We start from the raw sequence: 17,430 nt of genomic DNA on the forward strand, positions 1-17,430 counted from the left end.
ACACCCGATGCGCATTGGTCAGTTGGCGCGGTCCGTAGGGGTTGACACCCAGACCATCCGTTTCTATGAGCGAGAGGGCTTGTTACCACCGCCGGATCGTCAGGACAACGGCTACCGTATTTACACTGAACGGCATGTTGAGCGACTGGCTTTTATCCGGCGCTGCAGAATACTTGAGCTGTCACTCGCTGAAATTCACGAGTTACAGCGTTATCAGGGCGCGCCCCATCAGCCTTGCAGGGCCATCAACACCTTGCTTGATGATCACATCGCTCAGGTACGGTCTCAGATAACCGATCTGCAGGTACTGGAGAAACAACTTGTGTCGCTGCGAGCAAGTTGTAACGATGATCGGGAAATTGAGGCCTGCGGGGTTCTCGACGGGCTCAGCGAAGGAAACATGCAGCAGTAGCTTGAAGCATTACGCACCTGCCTTTTCAGTTGCGTAAATCCAGTCAGTCCGGAACCCCTTCAATGGTGCGGGTCATCAAATCCACCATGGCCGGGCTGTCCCATTCCGCGGCACCGACCAGACGGCCAATTTCGCGACCGTCGTGATCAATCAGCAGCGTTGTAGGAACACCTTCTATGCCCAGTGTTGAGGTCGCCAGTGTCGACGGATCAATATACTGGCGAAGATGTTGGATGCCTGTTTTCCGGTAGAATTTCTCAACAACACTGATGCCTGCGTGGTCAACGGACAGCGCGACCACTTCAAATTGCTCGCCGCCCAGTTGAGCCTGAAGTGAGTCCAGCGTCGGCATTTCCTCACGGCAAGGCAGGCACCAGGTCGCCCAGATATTGAGCAATATCGCCTTACCCTTAAAGTCAGCCAGTGTCAGCGGCCTGCCGTCTTCGTCCTCAAAAGCCAGCTCGGGCAGAGTGCGAGGGGACTCCCAGATCAGGAAACCCTGGGGCCCCACCGACTTCGGAACCTTCCCTGCAGCCATAACTGGGGCGGCTATGGAAATAGCAAGCGCGAAAAGGACTACGGCGATTCCACGGGCGGCGGATATGCGCTGGTGACTCATTAGACATTTCTCCTGATTAAAGTGGTCGGTTTGCTGCCCGCATGGCGCCCCACGCGTTACTCGCTCTGTAGCAACGCTTCAATGCGCCCATGCAGCCGGCCCCAGAACCCATCACCGGCTGCCGCGTTGGGGCCTTTGGCAATGGCCGTCAGGTAGGTCACCAGATGCTCAGGCTTGAATTTCAATCCATGGAACCGGGCCCGCATCTGCCCTTCCGGGTCAATCACGTGGGTTACCACACCATGGACCTGTACCCCCTCGCCCGTATCCCTGAACTGAACGCCGTAGGCTTTGGCGAGCTCCGACGTCAACCCGGGCGGTTCACCTTCGCCCCGGTACAGAAAGTGCCAATTATCGGGGTTCAGGTCGAAATTGTCGCCATACGCGCGCATGTTGTCCCGGGTCCCGGCAACATCTTCCCGGTCCGTGGCAATGGTGATGAACACCACCTCTTCACTCAGCCCTTCTTCTTCAACCCCGGTTTGCAACTGTCGTATCAGGTTCATATGAAAAGGGCAGGCCTCGGTACAGCGCGTGTAGAGAAAATTGAGCACAACGGTTTTGCCGTTTAAGTCGGCAAGGGAAAGGGTATTGCCATCAACGCCTGTAAGATCAAATTCAGGGGCCGGCTGATCCACAAACTGGGCATACCGCTCTTTCTCATTCAACGAGGCCTCCACATCCTCCATGGAATGGGCCATGGCATTGGTGCTACCCAGGGCAACCATGGCAATCAGCAATACTCTGAATACACTGTTCACAGTCACTCTCCATTTGAGTTGTTTTCCGAAGGGAATCCCGGGTTATTGTGGCTTGGTATCGTCCAGATTCAGCGCAACGGGCAGGTCAGCCGGTGCCAGGCAAACGCCCTCGTCACTGCAGGCTTGCACCCGTACTGTCATGTCAAGCTTGCCTGCCTCTTTCAGCGCGGTGGTCTGTTTTTCATCTGGCAGCAGCCGGATGCTCGCACCGTCGTCGTACACCTCCAGGGCGGTGTCACCCAGCACAATGTCACTGACCCGGCCGCGCGGGTACTCCGTCGGAATATCGAGCGACTGGCCGCCAGCCGAAGACTTGGCGACGGTGGGGATCAGAAACTCCATGGAGGCTGGATTCGCATTCACGTGCCAGCCCGGTTCAATGTCCAGTGTCAGAACGATTTCACCGGTCTCCCCTATCAGCGCTTTGCCGCCTTCCGCAAGATTGAGGCGGACCTTATCGGAAGAATCTGCCAACCCCGTGCGGGCAACTGGCGCCTGGGGGTCGGAACTGGCTTGTTCAGGCTGGGCTGAGCCAGGGGCCTTTCCGGAATTGGTACCGATCAACATGAACGCCGCGATCGCGATCAGAAAAACCGCTATGCCGGTCAGCAATACTTTGGCTTGGGTTGTCATGGTTCATCTCCAGTATCTAGCCCGAATTTCTCATGAGGGGATAAAAGAAAGCGGCTGAAAGTGTTAAAATTTCAGGACCTTACACCATCAATCAACACCAACAACCGCTATCCAAAATGGTACCTCAAAAACTGACCTTCTCGCCACTTTCCCGCCGCCAGATTGAAACCGACTTCTCCGGAGGCCATATCACCTCCGATGCCGGCTTGCTGTTACTGCGCGAAGTCGACAAACAACACCGGTTAACCCAACGGCTGGCCGAGACTCTGACCGACCAGCGGGATCCCCGGATGATTCGTCATGAGCTCAAGTCCCTGGTCCGGCAACGGGTCTACGGTGTGGCCGGTGGCTACGAAGATCTGAATGATCATGAAGCGCTTCGCTTTGATCAGGCACTACAAACCGCCACGGGGAATGCCTCGACTCTGGCCGGCAAGTCCACGCTTTGTCGAATGGAGCAGGCGATGGATCGGCAAACCATTGTCAAAGCGCATGAGTTGCTCTGGCACCACTTTATCGAGCAGCATGAGAAGCCGCCCAAGGAAATCGTGCTGGATTTTGACGGCACCGATATTCCGGTGCACGGCGACCAGCCGGGTAAGTTCTTTAACCGGTATTACGACCATCACTGCTACTTCCCGCTTTACGTCTTCTGCGGTAGGCACTTGCTGGTGAGCTATCTGCGCACCAGCAATCGAGGTGATGCCCGGCACAGCTGGGCCATTCTGGCGCTGCTGGTGCGATTTATTCGCGAGTATTGGCCACAGACCCGGATCGTGTTCCGGGGCGACTCCCACTTCAGCAAGCCCCGACTGCTGGCCTGGTGCGATCGCAACCAGGTGGATTACATCGTAGGCATGGCCCGCAACCAGCGGCTGGAGGCGCTTGCCGCCCCAGCCATGGACAAAGTCCGGACCTACTACGAGGCTCATGGCCATAAGCTCGCCAGCACCTTCCGCTTCCGCTACAAAGCCCGAAGCTGGCATAAGCCACGCTGGGTGGTTGCGCGCCTGGAATATGGCCCTCAAGGCCCGAACCCCCGGTTCGTTATCAGCTCCCGCTACGATGACGGATTCAAGCTCTACTACGAACAGTATTGCGCACGGGGTGATATGGAGAACCGGATCAAGGATCAACAACTGGATCTGTTTGCCGGTCGCACCTCCAGCACACACTGGTGGACCAACCAGTGGCGGCTGATCTTATCCGGCTTCGCCTACACCCTGTTCGAGCGTTTGCGGGTGCATCTGAAAAACACGCCCTTCGAACGTATGAGTGCCGGCACCTTGCGCTTGAAGCTGATCAAGGTTGGCGCAGTCATCATCCGCAACACCCGCCGAATACGGGTGTTGATGAGTGATAGCTATCCACACAAGAACGATCTCTCAGCACTGGTTCAGCGCTTGGTGCCCCAGTAGATAATCGGGCTCCCCCGGCCCGATACCAATGGGGGAAAGGGGGAGTTGTGCCTGAATGCCGGAAACTGGCTAAATAATCGCCAACTTCGACCATGACCACTCGGATCTGGCACTACCAGGCTTGGTCTGCGAAGGTTGTTGGAGCACTATGAGAAATCCGGGCTAGGGTTGTGAATTCTCGGTGCGGTTGATCGCCTCGACCAGGCTGTCGGTATCAAAGAGCCCAGTGAAACGGGCGACAACGGTGCCGTCAGCGTCAAAAATCGCCGCAAAAGGCAAAGCTTGCCCACCCGTCGCGGTTAACAATGCGTCTTTTTCGGGATCGCTTGCTGTCACATCCACCTGAATCGGCACCATGCCGGCCCGCGCTACGGCTTCAGCCACAGCGGGCTCTTTATACACGGTGCGCTCCAGGACCTTGCAGTTGATGCACCAGTCCGCAGTGAACTCCAGCAAATACGGCGTGCCACGGGCTTTTGTGTCCGCCAGGAGTTCTGCTGAGTAGGGTTGCCAGACAAGCTCGTCTTCGCCGCTGCCCAACGGAGATGCGAATACCACTGTCACCACCAAGGCAAGGCCTGTCGCCGTTGCAGTGATCACGCGCACGGCACCGTTCCCCTGAACGAAGCGGCGGAGACCCCAGACCAGCACCAGCGCCAGCCAGGCCCACCACAGCCAGGGGTATACCGCTTTGGGCACCAGGCTCGCGCTGAAAAACACGGCGGCGGCCAGCAATATCAGCGCGAGCACTTCACGAATGGCTACGGTCCAGGGGCCCGCCTTGGGCAAACGACTCAGCCACTCGGGCCTGAGCATCAGTACCGCATAGGGCAACGACAGCCCCAGCCCGATACTGCCGAATATCCCCATGATGACCGGCGCCGGCTGGGTAACGGCAAAGGCCAGTACGCCCCCCAGGAAAGGGCCTGCGCAGGGCGCGGCCAGGATCGCACTCAACAGCCCGGATACATAGGCTTCAAAGTAACGCCGGCCATGCGCCGAGGCGGCGAATGTCGGGACGGGGATGGGCAGATCGAGCCAGGTAATCACCGCAAACCCGACCATCAACGCAACCAGGACGGCCACGAATAGCGTTGACTGGAACAACGTGCCCCAGTTCCACTGCAGCAGTGCGGTCAGGCCGCCCAGCGTCAGGAAAAAGGTGAGTGTTCCGGCCGTGAATGCCAGCGCGGCCAGCACCCGATGGGACCTCTGGCCGCCCGCCTCCCGCAGGATGGTCCGGACCTTGATGGGGATCGCGGGCAGCACGCAGGGCGTCAGGTTCAGCAGTAGACCTGCCATAACCGCCATCATGATCTGGCCGGCAATGAGTAATGAGGGCAACTGATCCATTACTCCGTGACTCCCAGCATCCTGCCGAGCGCTTCCTGGCTGGGCACACCAGTCTGGCCCCGCCATTGTCCGCTCGAATCCTTGTACAGCAGCCCTGGCGTCCCGCTGAAACCCGAAAGCTTATGGCAGAGCACGGTCATGCCGCGCACCAGGTATTCCAGATAGAATGACATCACAGATACGTTCCCGTTTTCATGTATTCATCAGTCGATAAAATCACCAGCAAAGCTGCCTACGTGGTGGTCTACCGCGCAAGGCCAAACGACAGGCACTCGAAGCGAAAGCCTCTGGTAATCAAAGGTTCAGGAGACTGTTGAATACTTGGGAGGAAAAGGGTCTGGGCCAGAAAGTACACGGCCGGAATGAGAAGAATAGCCTTTCGGGCAGGGGGAAGATAACAGCACTACCGAGTCTCTAATTGCAGATTTCCCGACATGGGACGTTGAACACGGGCTACTGCAGCTGCCCTCGGCATTGAGCCCGGCGCAGTCATGCATCACCTGGGTGTCTGGCAACATGACACAAGCTTCGGCCATGGGTTCCGCCTCAAAAGAGGTCGCGGCAACTCCCTGTGCAACGGGGAGAAGAGCCACGAGCAGTAGTACTGCCAGTCCCATAAGCCGTGTGGTCATCGCACTGATATCCTGATTACAGAACAGCTAAAACATCTTCCGCGTGGGAAGATAGTCGCCCACTTTAACCTACATTGGCGGAAGTGCAAACAGACACGCTCCATCACCGTATCCGCCAATTCGGCTACCAGAGTAAGATGTTGGCGGCGCACATAAGTTCCTCAGAAGCTTGGGTGTGGGGACTATCCGGGGATAAAACATCCGCTCTCCCTCGAGCCCTCAGTCGAGTGAAAATCATGTTCTTTCACGTTGATCGTTCCCCCCCCACTGCCCCCCTCATGCAATGATGCAATCAATGGGCAGGTAATATTGTACGGATGGGCATGGCACTGCTCGACCATCTCGCCCAGTACCTTCTCGATTCTCCCCAGTTGGTCGATTTTCTCACGCACGTCCCGCAACTTGTGCTCGGCCAGAGCGCTGGCCTCCTGGCAGTGAGCGCCATCTTCAAGTTGTAGCAGGTCACTGATTTCGACAAGACTGAAGCCCAGCTGCTGAGCCGTTTTCACGAACATTAACCGCTCGATATCAGCTGGACCATAGCGCCTAATACCACCTGGAGGACGTTCCGGCTCCGGTACTAGACGTCGCCGCTGGTAATAGCGGATTGTCTCGACATGGACGTTGGCAGCCTTCGCCAGGCCACCGATGGTCAATGAATTCGCTTTATCCGGCATACCCCTTGACTCCGTATCTGACTACGGAAGTAATCTTATCTTATCGAATGAAACTATGAAAGGTGTCAGCGTTATGTCGAATTCCAAATCGGGGCGTGTCCCCTTGGCTGCGGGAGGTATTGCGGGCCTTTTGGCTTCGGCCTGCTGTCTCGGACCGCTGGTACTTGTCGCGCTGGGTGTCTCCGGTGCCTGGATGGGCAACCTCACGGCTCTTGAACATTACCGCCCGATTTTCATCGGCGTTGCATTGGTGGCCATGTTCTTCGCCTGGCGTCGAATCTTCCGGCCAGTGGAACAGTGTCAACCCGGTGAAGTGTGTGCCGTACCACGGGTGCGAACGACTTATAAGGTGATCTTTTGGGCAGTAACGGCACTGATACTGGTCGCCCTGTTGTTTCCCTATGCTCTTCCTCTGCTTTATTGAAAGGAGATTGTCCCATGAAAATGCGCTTTGCCATGACGTTGCTTTTCGCCCTGCTCAGCATGCCCTCTTGGGCCGCCATGCAGACAGTGACGCTTTCGGTTCCGGGGATGACCTGTTCCGCATGCCCCATTACCATCAAGCTGGCCTTGAACAAGGTGGACGGTGTTTCACAAGTCGACGTGAGCTATCCGGATCGAGAAGCCGTGATTACCTTTGACGACACACGAACATCGGTGGAAGCCTTAACCCAGGCAACGGGCGATGTCGGCTATCCCTCCACCCTGAAATCCCTGGAAACGGACAGTAAGTGAGTTGTAATAAAGGACTCCAGGCGCCCTCTGTTACACGCGACTCGGCGCCTGCCGTGACAATGCCCCAGTAATACAAGGAACTCGGAATGAATAGTGACAATAACCTGCATATCGCTGTGATTGGTAGCGGCGGCGCAGCCATGGCGGCTGCCCTGAAGGCCGCGGAGCGTGGCGCCCGCATCACCCTGATCGAGCGCGGCATTATTGGTGGTACCTGCGTGAATACCGGCTGCGTGCCGTCGAAAATCATGATTCGTGCCGCGCATATCGCGCATCTGCGCACGGAGAGCCCATTTGACGGGGGCGTCAGCGCCCAGATACCGAAGGTGGACCGGGCGAAACTGCTTCAGCAACAGCAGACGCGTGTCGAGGAACTGCGCGACGCCAAGTACGAAGGGATTCTGCGCGACCAGACGGCAATCACGGTCCTGAACGGTGAAGCCCGGTTTGTCGATGGCAATAACCTGGTGGTCCAGTTGAACGAGGGCGGCGAGCAGAACGTCCATTTCGATCGCGCCTTTATTGGCACTGGCGCCCGCCCCGCAGAGCCGTCGATACCGGGGCTGGCTGAGACGCCTTATCTCACCTCCACCAGTGCGCTGGCATTAATTACTGTGCCTGAACGGCTGATCGTTATCGGCGCCGGTTTTGTTGCCCTGGAATTGGCTCAGGCGTTCGCCCGGCTGGATAGCAAGGTCACCGTGTTGGCCCGCAGCCGCCTGCTATCCGGTGAAGAACCCGCCGTCGGTGAGGCCATAGAGGCGGCGTTCAGGCGCGAGGGCATCGAGGTGCTCAAGCAGACCCAGGCCAGCCGTGTGGACTATACCGACAATGAATTCGTTATCGAGACCAATGCCGGTACCTTACGAGCTGATCAACTGCTGGTGGCGACCGGCCGGATACCCAATACCGAAAACCTGAACCTGGCGGGCATCGGTGTGGAAACCTCCCGTGGCGCGATTCAGGTGGATGGGCAACTGCAAACCACGGTCCCCGGTGTCTATGCCGCCGGTGACTGCACCGATCAGCCGCAGTTTGTCTACGTCGCCGCTGCCGGGGGCAGCCGGGCTGCGGTCAACATGACGGGAGGCGAGGCCACCCTGGATCTCAGCGCCATGCCGGGGGTGATGTTTACCGACCCTCAGGTCGCCACAGTTGGCCTGACAGAGGCCGAAGCGCTCAAGCAGGGCTACAATGTGGACACCCGTCTGCTGGATCTGGAAAACGTGCCGCGAGCGCTGGTGAATTTCGACACCCATGGCTTTATTAAGATGGTGGCCGAGCGCGATTCGGGATGCTTGCTGGGGGTGCAGGCGGTAGCCGGGGAAGCCGGTGAACTGATCCAGACGGCAGTCATTGCACTTCGGTCACGGATGACCGTGCAGGACATCGGCGATGAACTGTTTCCTTATCTGACCATGGTGGAAGGCCTCAAGCTCTGCGCGCAAACCTTCACCAAAGACGTGAAACAGCTGTCCTGCTGTGCGGGATGAGTATTTGCCAAGGCGCCTTCAACCCAACCTCTATCATGCAAGTTCGGACGCTTTCTGGTGCCTTAGGCGAGCCATGAGCAGCTTGGCAACAATCGGTAACAGGGTAATGCCACTGACCAGGATCAGAAGCCCGGTCACCACCCCGGACTCAGATGCCATGAGCAAGCCACCAAACGCTGTGATCAAATACGCTGTCGGAATAACACCGGCCAGAGTTGCGACCACGAATCGCCAGAACGCGATCGGTGTCAGGCCGGCTGCATAGCTGACGGCATCGAAGGAGATAAAGGGCACCAATCGCGACGCAAAAATGACAAGCATCAACCCGCCCTGGGAGCGGTCCTTGCCCAGCCAATTCAATACCGGACGTACCCGCCTCCAGCGATGGATAACGTCGTACCCCAAGGATCGAGCAATGGCGAAAGCGATCAGTGCGCCGGCCTCAGCACCGATAACTACGATGACTGTTCCCCATAGCGATCCATAGGCCGTACCGGCAACCATGGCGATCGGGGCGCTGGGGATCGGGCTCAGGACAATGGCCGTGATCATCAGGCCAATGATACCCACCGGCCCCCAATACCCCAGTTGGTCAATCCATTCCGACAAGGCCGCCTTGTTGGTCACGGTGGTCAATGCTCCGGTCTCCAGCATGACCCAATAGATCGCAGCCAGTGCAACCAGCAAGAGCAGAACCCCGACTACTTTTGCTTTTGCGTTCGGTCTAACTCCCATGCCTGCCATGGGTACCCGATGAAATTCATGGTTCAGGGTGGTAGTCATAGTCTCCTCTGGCGTTCTTACTCGCGCGTCCAGAATCGTCCCTGTTTTTCGAAAACAGGTACTTGCCGAGGGCTGCGACGCCAAGTACCAAGGCGACGATGAGCAAAAGGGATATCAACCCCCTTCCCGCCATTCCAAACATGCATGCCTCATTCGTCATCATGTCAATCTCCTGATTCTGTGTGTGCCAGGCCTCTTACGAGACACTGGCCTGTGCGGCTCCGCTTTCGCTGATACTGCTCTCCACGGAGCTTCCGCTATCGGATTTGAACCGGCCCAGTCGGAGGGAATTGGTCACCACAAACACACTGGAAAGGCTCATGGCACCCGCAGCCAGCATGGGGTTGAGCAGATAACCGGTAAACGGGAACAGAACACCTGCGGCCACGGGGATCAGTGCCAGGTTGTATCCGTAGGCCCAGACAAAATTGCCAAGAATCGTTTTGCGGGTGCGCCGGGAGAGCGCTGCAGCATCCACGATGCCCCGGAGGTCGCCGCGCATCAGAACCACGTCGCCGGCCTCGATGGCAATGTCGGTACCGGTGCCGATGGCGATACCCACATCGGCTTGCGCCAGGGCCGGTGCGTCATTGATACCGTCACCCACAAAAGCAACCCGGGCACCTTCCTCTTGCAGGCGCTTCACTTCGGACGCTTTCTGGTCCGGCAATACCTCCGCAAGCACCCGTTCGATACCGGCTTGCCGCGCAATCGCCTCGGCGGTGGCGCGGTTGTCACCGGTGAGCATGGCCACGCTGAGCCCTGATGACTTGAGCGCAGCAATCGCTTCCACCGAGCCGTTCTTGAGCGGATCGGCCACGGCAATCAGCGCGGCGAGGCGTCCGTCGACGGCAACATACAGCGGGGATTTGGCTTTTTCAGCAAGTGACACCGCATCGTCGGCGACGCTGGCCAGGTCGATACCGAGGCGGCGCATATAACGGTCCGCGCCCACATTGATCCGGCGTCCGGCCACCTGTGCCTGGATGCCGTAGCCCGGCTCCGCCTGGAATTCACTGATCGCGGGTAACGTGAGGCCCCGATCCCTTGCGCCCTTGACGATGGCTTCCCCGATGGGATGTTCACTTTCGGTCTCCACAGCCGCAACCCAGGCCAGGACCTCATCCTCGCGGCCTTCCACCAGTATGAAATCTGTCAGCTCAGGCTGGCCCCGAGTCAGGGTGCCGGTTTTATCGAGGACGATGGTGTCCATCCGAGACAGTGTCTCCAGGGCCGCGCCTTTGCGGAACAGCACGCCCATTTCGGCGCCCTTACCGGTTCCGACCATAATGGCTGTTGGCGTAGCCAGTCCCATCGCGCAGGGACAAGCAATCAGCAGTACGCTGACCGTCGTGACGAAGGCAAAGGACAGGGCCGGCTCGGGCCCGAAGCTGAACCAGGTGATGAACGTCAGAATCGCGAGCACAATCACAATGGGAACGAAAATTCCCGCTATCTTGTCGGCCAGCGCCTGAATCGGGGGTTTATCAGCCTGGGCCGATTCCACCATTCTGATGATCTGTGCCAGAACGGTGTCCGCACCGACCCTCGTAGCCCGGAACGTCAGGGAACCGTTCTTATTAATGGTTCCACCCACCAGCTCGGCGTCTTTCTGTTTGGCCACGGGAACGGGCTCGCCGCTGATCATGGACTCGTCCACGTAGGATTGGCCTTCCTCCACCACGCCATCAACAGGAACCCGCTCTCCCGGGCGCACCTGGATACGGTCACCAGGTACCACGGCTTCGATGGGCACTTCGACGGCTTCCCCATCCCGAATGACACGGGCGGTCTTGGCCTGCAATTGCAGAAGTTTTTTGATTGCCTCCGACGTTCGGCCTTTGGCGACGTGCTCAAAGTAGCGTCCCAGCAGAATGAGCGTCACGATTACTGCCGCTGCCTCGAAATAGCTTTCGGCGGTACCGGCGGGAAAGAATCCTGGAACCAGCAGTGCTGCGACGGAGTAGAAATAGGCAGCGCTGGTGCCGATCATAACCAGGCTGTTCATGCCAGGATTGGCATGGCGCAATTCAGTGTACCCGGACCGGAAAAACCTCAGTCCGGCATAAAACAACACCGGCGTGGTTAGTAGCCACTCAATTGCCATCCATCCCCGATGGGGTAAGACACTGACATATAGAGCCTCAAGAGCAGGGATCATTTTACCCATGGCAATCAGAACAATCGGGATAGTCAGCGCCGCAGCGAAGAGCACTTTCCGGCGGAGGTCGATGCCCTCCCTGTCCTGCTCTTCCGTTTCGCTATTGGCGTCCGGCTCCTGAGGTTCATACCCTGCGTCGCGGATAGCCTGATGAATTTGCGGCACTGACAGGGTGTCAGACAGGAACTCCACAAACGCTTTCCGGGTAGTCAGATTGACACTGGCCTTAACCATGCCGGGTTGCTTGTTCAATGACTGCTCAATCCGGGATACGCAGGAGCCGCAGCTCATGCCGACGACCGGAATCTCAGCCGACTGTAGCCGTGGCTGGTAACCCGCCTCCTTAATCGAGTCGATTAGCATGGCCGGCGTGGTAGGCTGGTCAAATTCCACGGTGGCTTTTCCGGTCGCCAGATTCACCTGGGCTTCCGCAACGCCGGGCTCACCCATGAGCGCCTTTTCAATCCGCCCGACGCACGAAGCGCAAGACATTCCATCAAAACGAATCTCTATTCGTTGCATACCCGTTTGGCTCCTCGGCACAGATAACTGTGTGCCTCTAAATCAATGCATCCGCAGGCGATTGCCAGCTTCACCCTTGCTGGGCTATAGCTTCAACAATCGGGCAGCCATCCATCGGCCCCTCACCGGAGCATTCCTTCAGTGTTTCAGACAGGACGGCCTCGATGCGGGACAGACTCTGAATCTGATGCCGGATTTTTTCCAGTTGCTTCTTTGCAATTTGCCTGGCCTCGGCACGGTCGCCATTGGCGTCCTGAAGCATCAGGAGTTCGCGAATCTCATCAAGGGTGAAACCCCATTGCTTGGCGTGGATGATGAATTGCAGCCTGGCGATCGCATCCTCGGGGTAACGACGATAATTCGATTGGTTTCGGGCAGGCTCGGGCATGAGATTTTCCCGCTCGTAAAAGCGAATGGCATGGCTGGCCACGCCGCTTTTATCAGAGAGTTCGCCAATATTGAACGTTTTCATTCTTGCACCTCAAAACAAGTGATCAATGACTGATGCCAACCATAACCTTAAAGTGAACTTTAAGGTCAAGGCATTTTTTCATGCTTTGTCAGACCGGTGGCGGTACACCAAACTGACCCAAGGTCCCCCGTTTTGAGTCAAGTGGGGCGAAAAGACGGAGACACTGTAATGAAGGGTTTTGAAAGGCTGGTTACGCTGATGTTAGGACTTTTCCCGTCCCTTTTCGCATTCGCTGATGGGCCCGGGCGCCCCCAGTGAAGTGTGGCGCTACAGGGCGGAATTGCTGAAAGGTCCAAAAAACACAGTCTCCGAAAATCCGGACAGTTACCTCGGCCCAACGATCCGGCTACGCCGCGGCCAAACCGTCAAAATCCATATTCACAATGAGCTGCCAGAGGACACCACCGTCCACTGGCACGGACTTCACGTGCCGTCCGACGTAGACGGACAGCCAAGACTACCGATCCGCCCAGGCGAGACAATGACTGTTGGCTTCGAGGTATTGGACCGGGCCGGACTGTTCTGGTACCACTCTCATGCCCACGGCAAGCAAGGTGGTCGCGTAGGATTTCAAAGTTACGCAGGGTTGGCCGGACTCCTGATCGTTGAAGACGAGGAAGAAGCGGACCTCAAATTGCCGTCGGGCGATAACGAGCTGCTGCTGGTGCTTCAGGACCGCACCTTTGCTGGTAACAATGAACTGGTTTACATGGGCCGTGGCATGGGGTCCATGATGGACCGTATGCACGGTTTTCTGGGGGATAGAGTGCTGGCTAACGGGGCGCCTCCAACCACCCGCAAGGTTGCCACCCGCCCCTACAGAATTCGAGTCCTCAATGGGTCCAACGCCCGCATCTACAAACTGGCCTGGAGCGACGGGCGACCTGTCACCGTTATCGGTGCAGACGGCGGCCTTCTTCAGGAACCGGAAGACAGGCCTTACGCCGTGCTGGCTCCGGCTCAGCGGCTTGATATATGGGTCGATCTTTCCGAGTTCCAGCCGGGTGATACGCTGGAGCTTATCAGTGACCGTTTCCGGGCAGGCATGATGAGCGGAGGTATGATGGACGGAATGGGCATGATGGGCAGCAACGCCCTGCCCCTTGGCAGCCGATTCCCCTTGGCCAGGCTGGAGGTGTCCAAGTCATTAAAGGCCAGCGAACCTTTACCGGCACAGCTAGGTGTGCAGCGGCAAAAAATACCGGTAAACAGCAATACGCGAATCCGGTCGTTCGAGTTAAGCCCGGTGATGATGCGGGGATTTGCCATGAATGGCCGGCGGTTTGACGGAACGAATGTTGCTGATGACGAAAAAGTCCGCCTTGGTGACACGGAAATCTGGGAATTCCACAACAGCACACCGATGCCTCACCCGATGCATATTCATGGCTTGCAATTCAACGTTGTAGGGCGACGAGGCGGCAACTCGGACAGTCTACAGCAGGGCCTGGTAGACAGTGGCTGGCACGACACGGTTCTGGTTATGCCTCGTGAAACGGTTCAGGTGGCGATGAAATTCGAGCGCTTTGACGGCCTTTACATCTACCACTGTCATAACATGGAACATGAGGATGCAGGGATGATGCGCTATTTTCAGGTGCAAAGCTAAGCGCTACCAGTCTCCTTGGTCTGCTCAACCGTTGTCACCGAGCCCGAATATCACCAGCTGTTCCCAGCCAAAGGTGAGTCCCGCGATGACCCCGAAGGCGCCAAACAACCACCAACGCCGTGGCCCTGTCAGCAAACCCACCGGTCCTCCTCTCATTATCGTCCCTCATTTTTACCGTGGTTGTTGGTTGCTCATTTTCACCGCTTATGCGGTAAACAGTTGCAGTTGAGCATTTTTGAGAAAATAACGTTGAAGCACGGTTTAAGGTCAAGACTTTTGTCAGAATGGTCAAAGTGAATTCACCTTGAGCCTTTGGATATCGATGGCGTTGTGTCATTGAAATAAAAACTGCTAGGATTTGGTGAACTAAAAGTCGAGCTGTGTGTCACAGCGTTGAACCTTTACAGCTTGGTGCTTGGAATCAGGATGACCGCAACAACCCGCCAATTTATTTCCGCGCTGCTATCACTGCTTCTGGTGATAAGCGGACCGGCATTGGCTATGTCCAAAATAGCGGACAGCGACGCGGACACTGCGATGCCGGATTGTGGTTCCATGATGATGGCTCAGGCTGAGAGCGCCGGCTCCTCAACAGACACTGAAGCGGATTGTGCCTCAGCCCCTGACATGGCCTGCCCGAGCGCCAGTGGGCTGATCAAATGCGGGGTCAGCGTCAGCGTTGCCCTGTTACCGGGGGATTCCATCGGTTTTACCGATACGGGCTCCCACCCGGTATTGACCGCACGATCAACCTTCTACCAGGATCCGTTCCTGGCTTCTATTACGCCCCCTCCAGAACACCACTCCTGAGTTTTAACCCGGATTTTTGCCTCTAGGAGGCAAGCTCTTTAACGTTAATTCTTACAACAAAGTCTCGTACTTCCGTCCATCCGTAACGAGACTTTAACTGGAGTAAATCAAATGCGTAATTCAAAAATCAACCTCACCGTAACCGCCGCCGTTCTGGCAGGCAGTGTTGCCCTCTTCTCTGCCGTTGCCCACGGCGAAGGAGCCGGCATGATGGCCGGACATTCCGAGCAAAATGGCATGATGTCCTCGCAAGGCATGGAGGGTATGGGCGGCATGATGGGGATGATGTCCGATATGTCCCCAGAAGACCGCAAAGCCATGACCGAAGCGTGCATGAAGATGATGCAGGCTCATGGTGGCGATGGCATGAAAGACAAAGACACCGGCACCAAATAACCATTTGGACACCCTCATGAACTGAAGCTATGGGCCGGGGACGCATGTGCATCCCCGCGCCCTGCACTACATGTAAGCGATTCCAACCGAGGATTTTCCATGAAGACCATGAAACTCGCCCTTTATACGGGTATAGCCGCTGTCGTTATCGGCGCTGGCACCACCTTGGCCATCCAGACCAACGAATCTGACCAGTCATCGGTTGCGCAAGCCGAGAGTGGAAAGACAGGTCAGGCCATCACCATTTACAAAAGCCCCAATTGCGGTTGCTGCCAGGACTGGGCCGAGCACCTCGCGGCCAATGGCTTTGAGACCCGCATCGTTGAAACCAACAACCTTAATGAAATCAAGCAAAAGTACGACGTACCCCGAGATATGGCGTCCTGCCACACTGCGCTGATCGGAAACCTGGTGATTGAGGGCCATGTGCCGGCCAATGACATCGTCGCCTACCTTGAGGACCCGCAGTTCAATACGATTGGGCTATCAGTGCCGGGCATGCCCCATGGCACCCCCGGCATGGAAACCGGCCGGAAGGACGATTATCAGGTCATCGCTTTTAACGCCAATGGCAAGCAGGGTGTTTTCCGTGAACACAAGGATTACTGAGGTCAGCCCCATGAAAGCGAAGGTTTACCGCCTGAATTCTGGCGTTTCCAGGCTTTTCCTGTTCGCGTTGATTGCCGTCATGCCGGGCCTGGTTCAAGCCCAGTCTGCGACTGATGGCCAAGCAGTGAAGGCGCTGACGACTGACGCCTCCGGCGCCCTACTGGTGCTTCGGAATAGCGGCCTGCTTGCCGTGGAAGGCCAGAGCACTACCGAGATCCCGCTGCCACCGTCCGATTCCGGCGCTCCCCCTCGGTCCATGGCAAAGGGCGCGGACGAAAGTCTGTACCTGGCAGGGCCTGGCCTTGGTATCTGGCGCTATGACAACGCCAGCAAGCGCTGGCAATCCCTCAATGACACCCTGCCGGATCTCGGAATCACGGCGATTGCCGCCCACGCCACCCAAGCCGAAACGCTTTACGTCTATCTCGGTGACGGTGGCATGTTCCGATCCAGGGACGGCGGTGCCGAATGGGTGAAGGTAGACAGTGGCCCCCGGGAGCCGGTGCAGGCATTCCTGCACTCGGATATGCCGGGCAGTATGGAAAGTGGCTGGCTGTTCGCTGGCACCACCCGCGGCGTTGCCCGCTCCATGGACTGTTTCTGCTTCTGGGGCGATGCCGGCGAATTACGAGGGACTGTGACTGCTATTGATTACGATCCTTCTGCCCCGGAGAACGTCTACGCCGTGATCGAGGGGCAACTTCACCACAGTTCGGACGGTGGCGAAACCTGGGCTGGCCTTAAGATACCCGAGCCAGTCACCGCTCTGACATTCTCACTCAAGGAAGGACTCGTGGTGGGCACAGAGGATGGAGATCTGCTTTCGCAGAACGCCTCTGGCGAATGGGTACCTGTTCATGAATAAGTGGTCTTTCCCGCTGGTCTTGCTCGTTGCCCCGGCCCTTGTGGTGGCGGGGGGCGCGCCACCAAACAGTGACAGTGGGCCGACCGAGGTGGCCGAGGGTCGCCAGATTTACGAGCAATACTGCGCCGCCTGCCACGGATGGCAGGGCGAGGGTGCTGCCGACTGGACCAAACCGGATGAGAAAGGCGAAATGCCCCCGCCACCGCACGATGAGACAGGCCACACCTGGCGCCACAGCGATGCCATGTTGTTCAGGATGATTGCCGAGGGCTGGCGACATCCCTTCAATAAAACGGATAGGCTGACGATGCCGGCGTTCAAGGACATCCTCACCGACCAGGAAATTCAGTTGGTGATCGAGTACCTGAAAACGCTATGGACGGAAGACCAGCGCCGTTATCAACGGAGCGAAAGTCAGGACGTTAATTAGGCTGAGGGTCCTTCCTGATTTCTCACGGACACCAGACAAC

22 protein-coding genes are annotated in these 17,430 nt (G+C 57.3%); 11 read left to right on the forward strand and 11 right to left on the reverse strand.

What is annotated here, in order from left to right; genetic code table 11:
* Window positions 1–7: 7 nt before the first annotated feature.
* Window positions 8–412, forward strand: a complete 405-nt coding sequence (gene cadR / locus AC5JQH_RS04680) for a Cd(II)/Pb(II)-responsive transcriptional regulator (RefSeq protein WP_273071347.1) — start codon at window positions 8–10, stop codon at window positions 410–412.
* Window positions 413–455: 43 nt separating this feature from the next.
* Here cadR and AC5JQH_RS04685 read toward each other — a convergent pair whose 3' ends face one another.
* The 3 genes from AC5JQH_RS04685 to AC5JQH_RS04695 are packed head-to-tail and all read right to left on the reverse strand — an operon-like array spanning window position 456 to window position 2,425.
* A complete protein-coding gene (locus tag AC5JQH_RS04685; RefSeq protein ID WP_273084876.1) occupies window positions 456–1,031 on the reverse strand; it encodes a TlpA disulfide reductase family protein in 576 nt (191 codons plus the stop codon).
* Window positions 1,032–1,087: 56 nt separating this feature from the next.
* The gene (locus AC5JQH_RS04690) at window positions 1,088–1,792 is read right to left on the reverse strand and encodes an SCO family protein (protein WP_008173753.1); all 705 of its coding nucleotides are present in this window, start codon (window positions 1,790–1,792) and stop codon (window positions 1,088–1,090) included.
* Window positions 1,793–1,834: 42 nt separating this feature from the next.
* A complete protein-coding gene (locus AC5JQH_RS04695) occupies window positions 1,835–2,425 on the reverse strand; it encodes a protein-disulfide reductase DsbD domain-containing protein (RefSeq protein WP_348293773.1) in 591 nt (196 codons plus the stop codon).
* Between the two features lie 116 nt (window positions 2,426–2,541).
* Between AC5JQH_RS04695 and AC5JQH_RS04700 the strand changes: the two genes are divergently transcribed.
* Entirely contained in the window at window positions 2,542–3,843 is a 1,302-nt protein-coding gene (locus AC5JQH_RS04700; protein ID WP_011784498.1) for an IS1380-like element ISMaq3 family transposase, read from the forward strand.
* Between the two features lie 162 nt (window positions 3,844–4,005).
* On the opposite strand, the gene AC5JQH_RS04705 is transcribed toward AC5JQH_RS04700, so the two are convergent.
* From AC5JQH_RS04705 to merR, 3 genes are all read right to left on the reverse strand, one after another.
* On the reverse strand, window positions 4,006–5,196 hold the full coding sequence (locus AC5JQH_RS04705; RefSeq protein ID WP_008173751.1) for a protein-disulfide reductase DsbD family protein: 1,191 nt from the start codon (window positions 5,194–5,196) through the stop codon (window positions 4,006–4,008).
* Window positions 5,196–5,369 (reverse strand): hypothetical protein, encoded by a 174-nt coding sequence (locus AC5JQH_RS04710; RefSeq protein ID WP_008173750.1) that lies wholly within the window; start codon window positions 5,367–5,369, stop codon window positions 5,196–5,198. Before AC5JQH_RS04710 ends, AC5JQH_RS04705 begins: the two co-directional genes overlap by 1 nt.
* Before the next feature lie 641 nt (window positions 5,370–6,010).
* Complete coding sequence (gene merR, locus AC5JQH_RS04715) at window positions 6,011–6,505, reverse strand: mercury resistance transcriptional regulator MerR (RefSeq protein WP_483137465.1); 495 nt, start codon at window positions 6,503–6,505, stop codon at window positions 6,011–6,013.
* Window positions 6,506–6,578: 73 nt separating this feature from the next.
* Between merR and merT the strand changes: the two genes are divergently transcribed.
* From merT to merA, 3 genes are all read left to right on the forward strand, one after another.
* Window positions 6,579–6,929 carry a mercuric ion transporter MerT gene (gene merT / locus AC5JQH_RS04720; protein WP_483137466.1) on the forward strand — a complete coding sequence of 117 codons (351 nt, stop codon included), beginning with the start codon at window positions 6,579–6,581 and terminating at the stop codon, window positions 6,927–6,929.
* A gap of 14 nt (window positions 6,930–6,943) precedes the next feature.
* Window positions 6,944–7,240: a mercury resistance system periplasmic binding protein MerP gene (merP, locus tag AC5JQH_RS04725; protein ID WP_011784884.1), complete on the forward strand. Its 297-nt coding sequence runs from the start codon at window positions 6,944–6,946 to the stop codon at window positions 7,238–7,240.
* Window positions 7,241–7,326: 86 nt separating this feature from the next.
* Window positions 7,327–8,733, forward strand: coding sequence for a mercury(II) reductase (merA, locus tag AC5JQH_RS04730; RefSeq protein ID WP_493805337.1), 1,407 nt, complete (start codon window positions 7,327–7,329; stop codon window positions 8,731–8,733).
* A gap of 33 nt (window positions 8,734–8,766) precedes the next feature.
* Here merA and AC5JQH_RS04735 read toward each other — a convergent pair whose 3' ends face one another.
* The 4 genes from AC5JQH_RS04735 to AC5JQH_RS04750 all read right to left on the reverse strand — a co-directional run bounded on the left by AC5JQH_RS04735 (window position 8,767) and on the right by AC5JQH_RS04750 (window position 12,671).
* The gene (locus AC5JQH_RS04735; protein WP_008173737.1) at window positions 8,767–9,516 is read right to left on the reverse strand and encodes a TVP38/TMEM64 family protein; all 750 of its coding nucleotides are present in this window, start codon (window positions 9,514–9,516) and stop codon (window positions 8,767–8,769) included.
* Window positions 9,494–9,679 carry a hypothetical protein gene (locus tag AC5JQH_RS04740; protein WP_008173735.1) on the reverse strand — a complete coding sequence of 62 codons (186 nt, stop codon included), beginning with the start codon at window positions 9,677–9,679 and terminating at the stop codon, window positions 9,494–9,496. Before AC5JQH_RS04740 ends, AC5JQH_RS04735 begins: the two co-directional genes overlap by 23 nt.
* 33 nt (window positions 9,680–9,712) lie before the next feature.
* The gene (locus tag AC5JQH_RS04745; protein ID WP_476158836.1) at window positions 9,713–12,199 is read right to left on the reverse strand and encodes a heavy metal translocating P-type ATPase; all 2,487 of its coding nucleotides are present in this window, start codon (window positions 12,197–12,199) and stop codon (window positions 9,713–9,715) included.
* Between the two features lie 70 nt (window positions 12,200–12,269).
* Entirely contained in the window at window positions 12,270–12,671 is a 402-nt protein-coding gene (locus tag AC5JQH_RS04750) for a MerR family transcriptional regulator (RefSeq protein ID WP_008173731.1), read from the reverse strand.
* A 235-nt stretch (window positions 12,672–12,906) separates the two neighbouring features.
* On the opposite strand from AC5JQH_RS04750, the gene AC5JQH_RS04755 reads away from it, so the two are divergent.
* On the forward strand, window positions 12,907–14,280 hold the full coding sequence (locus AC5JQH_RS04755; protein ID WP_081467537.1) for a multicopper oxidase family protein: 1,374 nt from the start codon (window positions 12,907–12,909) through the stop codon (window positions 14,278–14,280).
* Window positions 14,281–14,304: 24 nt separating this feature from the next.
* Here AC5JQH_RS04755 and AC5JQH_RS04760 read toward each other — a convergent pair whose 3' ends face one another.
* Window positions 14,305–14,436, reverse strand: a complete 132-nt coding sequence (locus tag AC5JQH_RS04760) for a hypothetical protein (protein WP_263645069.1) — start codon at window positions 14,434–14,436, stop codon at window positions 14,305–14,307.
* A 270-nt stretch (window positions 14,437–14,706) separates the two neighbouring features.
* Between AC5JQH_RS04760 and AC5JQH_RS04765 the strand changes: the two genes are divergently transcribed.
* The 5 genes from AC5JQH_RS04765 to AC5JQH_RS04785 all read left to right on the forward strand — a co-directional run bounded on the left by AC5JQH_RS04765 (window position 14,707) and on the right by AC5JQH_RS04785 (window position 17,390).
* The gene (locus tag AC5JQH_RS04765; RefSeq protein WP_008173725.1) at window positions 14,707–15,090 is read left to right on the forward strand and encodes a hypothetical protein; all 384 of its coding nucleotides are present in this window, start codon (window positions 14,707–14,709) and stop codon (window positions 15,088–15,090) included.
* A gap of 111 nt (window positions 15,091–15,201) precedes the next feature.
* Window positions 15,202–15,486 carry a hypothetical protein gene (locus tag AC5JQH_RS04770; RefSeq protein ID WP_008173724.1) on the forward strand — a complete coding sequence of 95 codons (285 nt, stop codon included), beginning with the start codon at window positions 15,202–15,204 and terminating at the stop codon, window positions 15,484–15,486.
* Between the two features lie 99 nt (window positions 15,487–15,585).
* Window positions 15,586–16,095 (forward strand): DUF411 domain-containing protein, encoded by a 510-nt coding sequence (locus tag AC5JQH_RS04775; protein ID WP_008173723.1) that lies wholly within the window; start codon window positions 15,586–15,588, stop codon window positions 16,093–16,095.
* A 10-nt stretch (window positions 16,096–16,105) separates the two neighbouring features.
* Window positions 16,106–16,960: a WD40/YVTN/BNR-like repeat-containing protein gene (locus AC5JQH_RS04780; protein WP_008173722.1), complete on the forward strand. Its 855-nt coding sequence runs from the start codon at window positions 16,106–16,108 to the stop codon at window positions 16,958–16,960.
* Window positions 16,953–17,390 (forward strand): c-type cytochrome, encoded by a 438-nt coding sequence (locus tag AC5JQH_RS04785; RefSeq protein ID WP_008173721.1) that lies wholly within the window; start codon window positions 16,953–16,955, stop codon window positions 17,388–17,390. Before AC5JQH_RS04780 ends, AC5JQH_RS04785 begins: the two co-directional genes overlap by 8 nt.
* The last annotated feature ends 40 nt before the right edge of the window (window positions 17,391–17,430 follow it).

It is taken from the genome of Marinobacter sp. H13, from assembly GCF_059072335.1.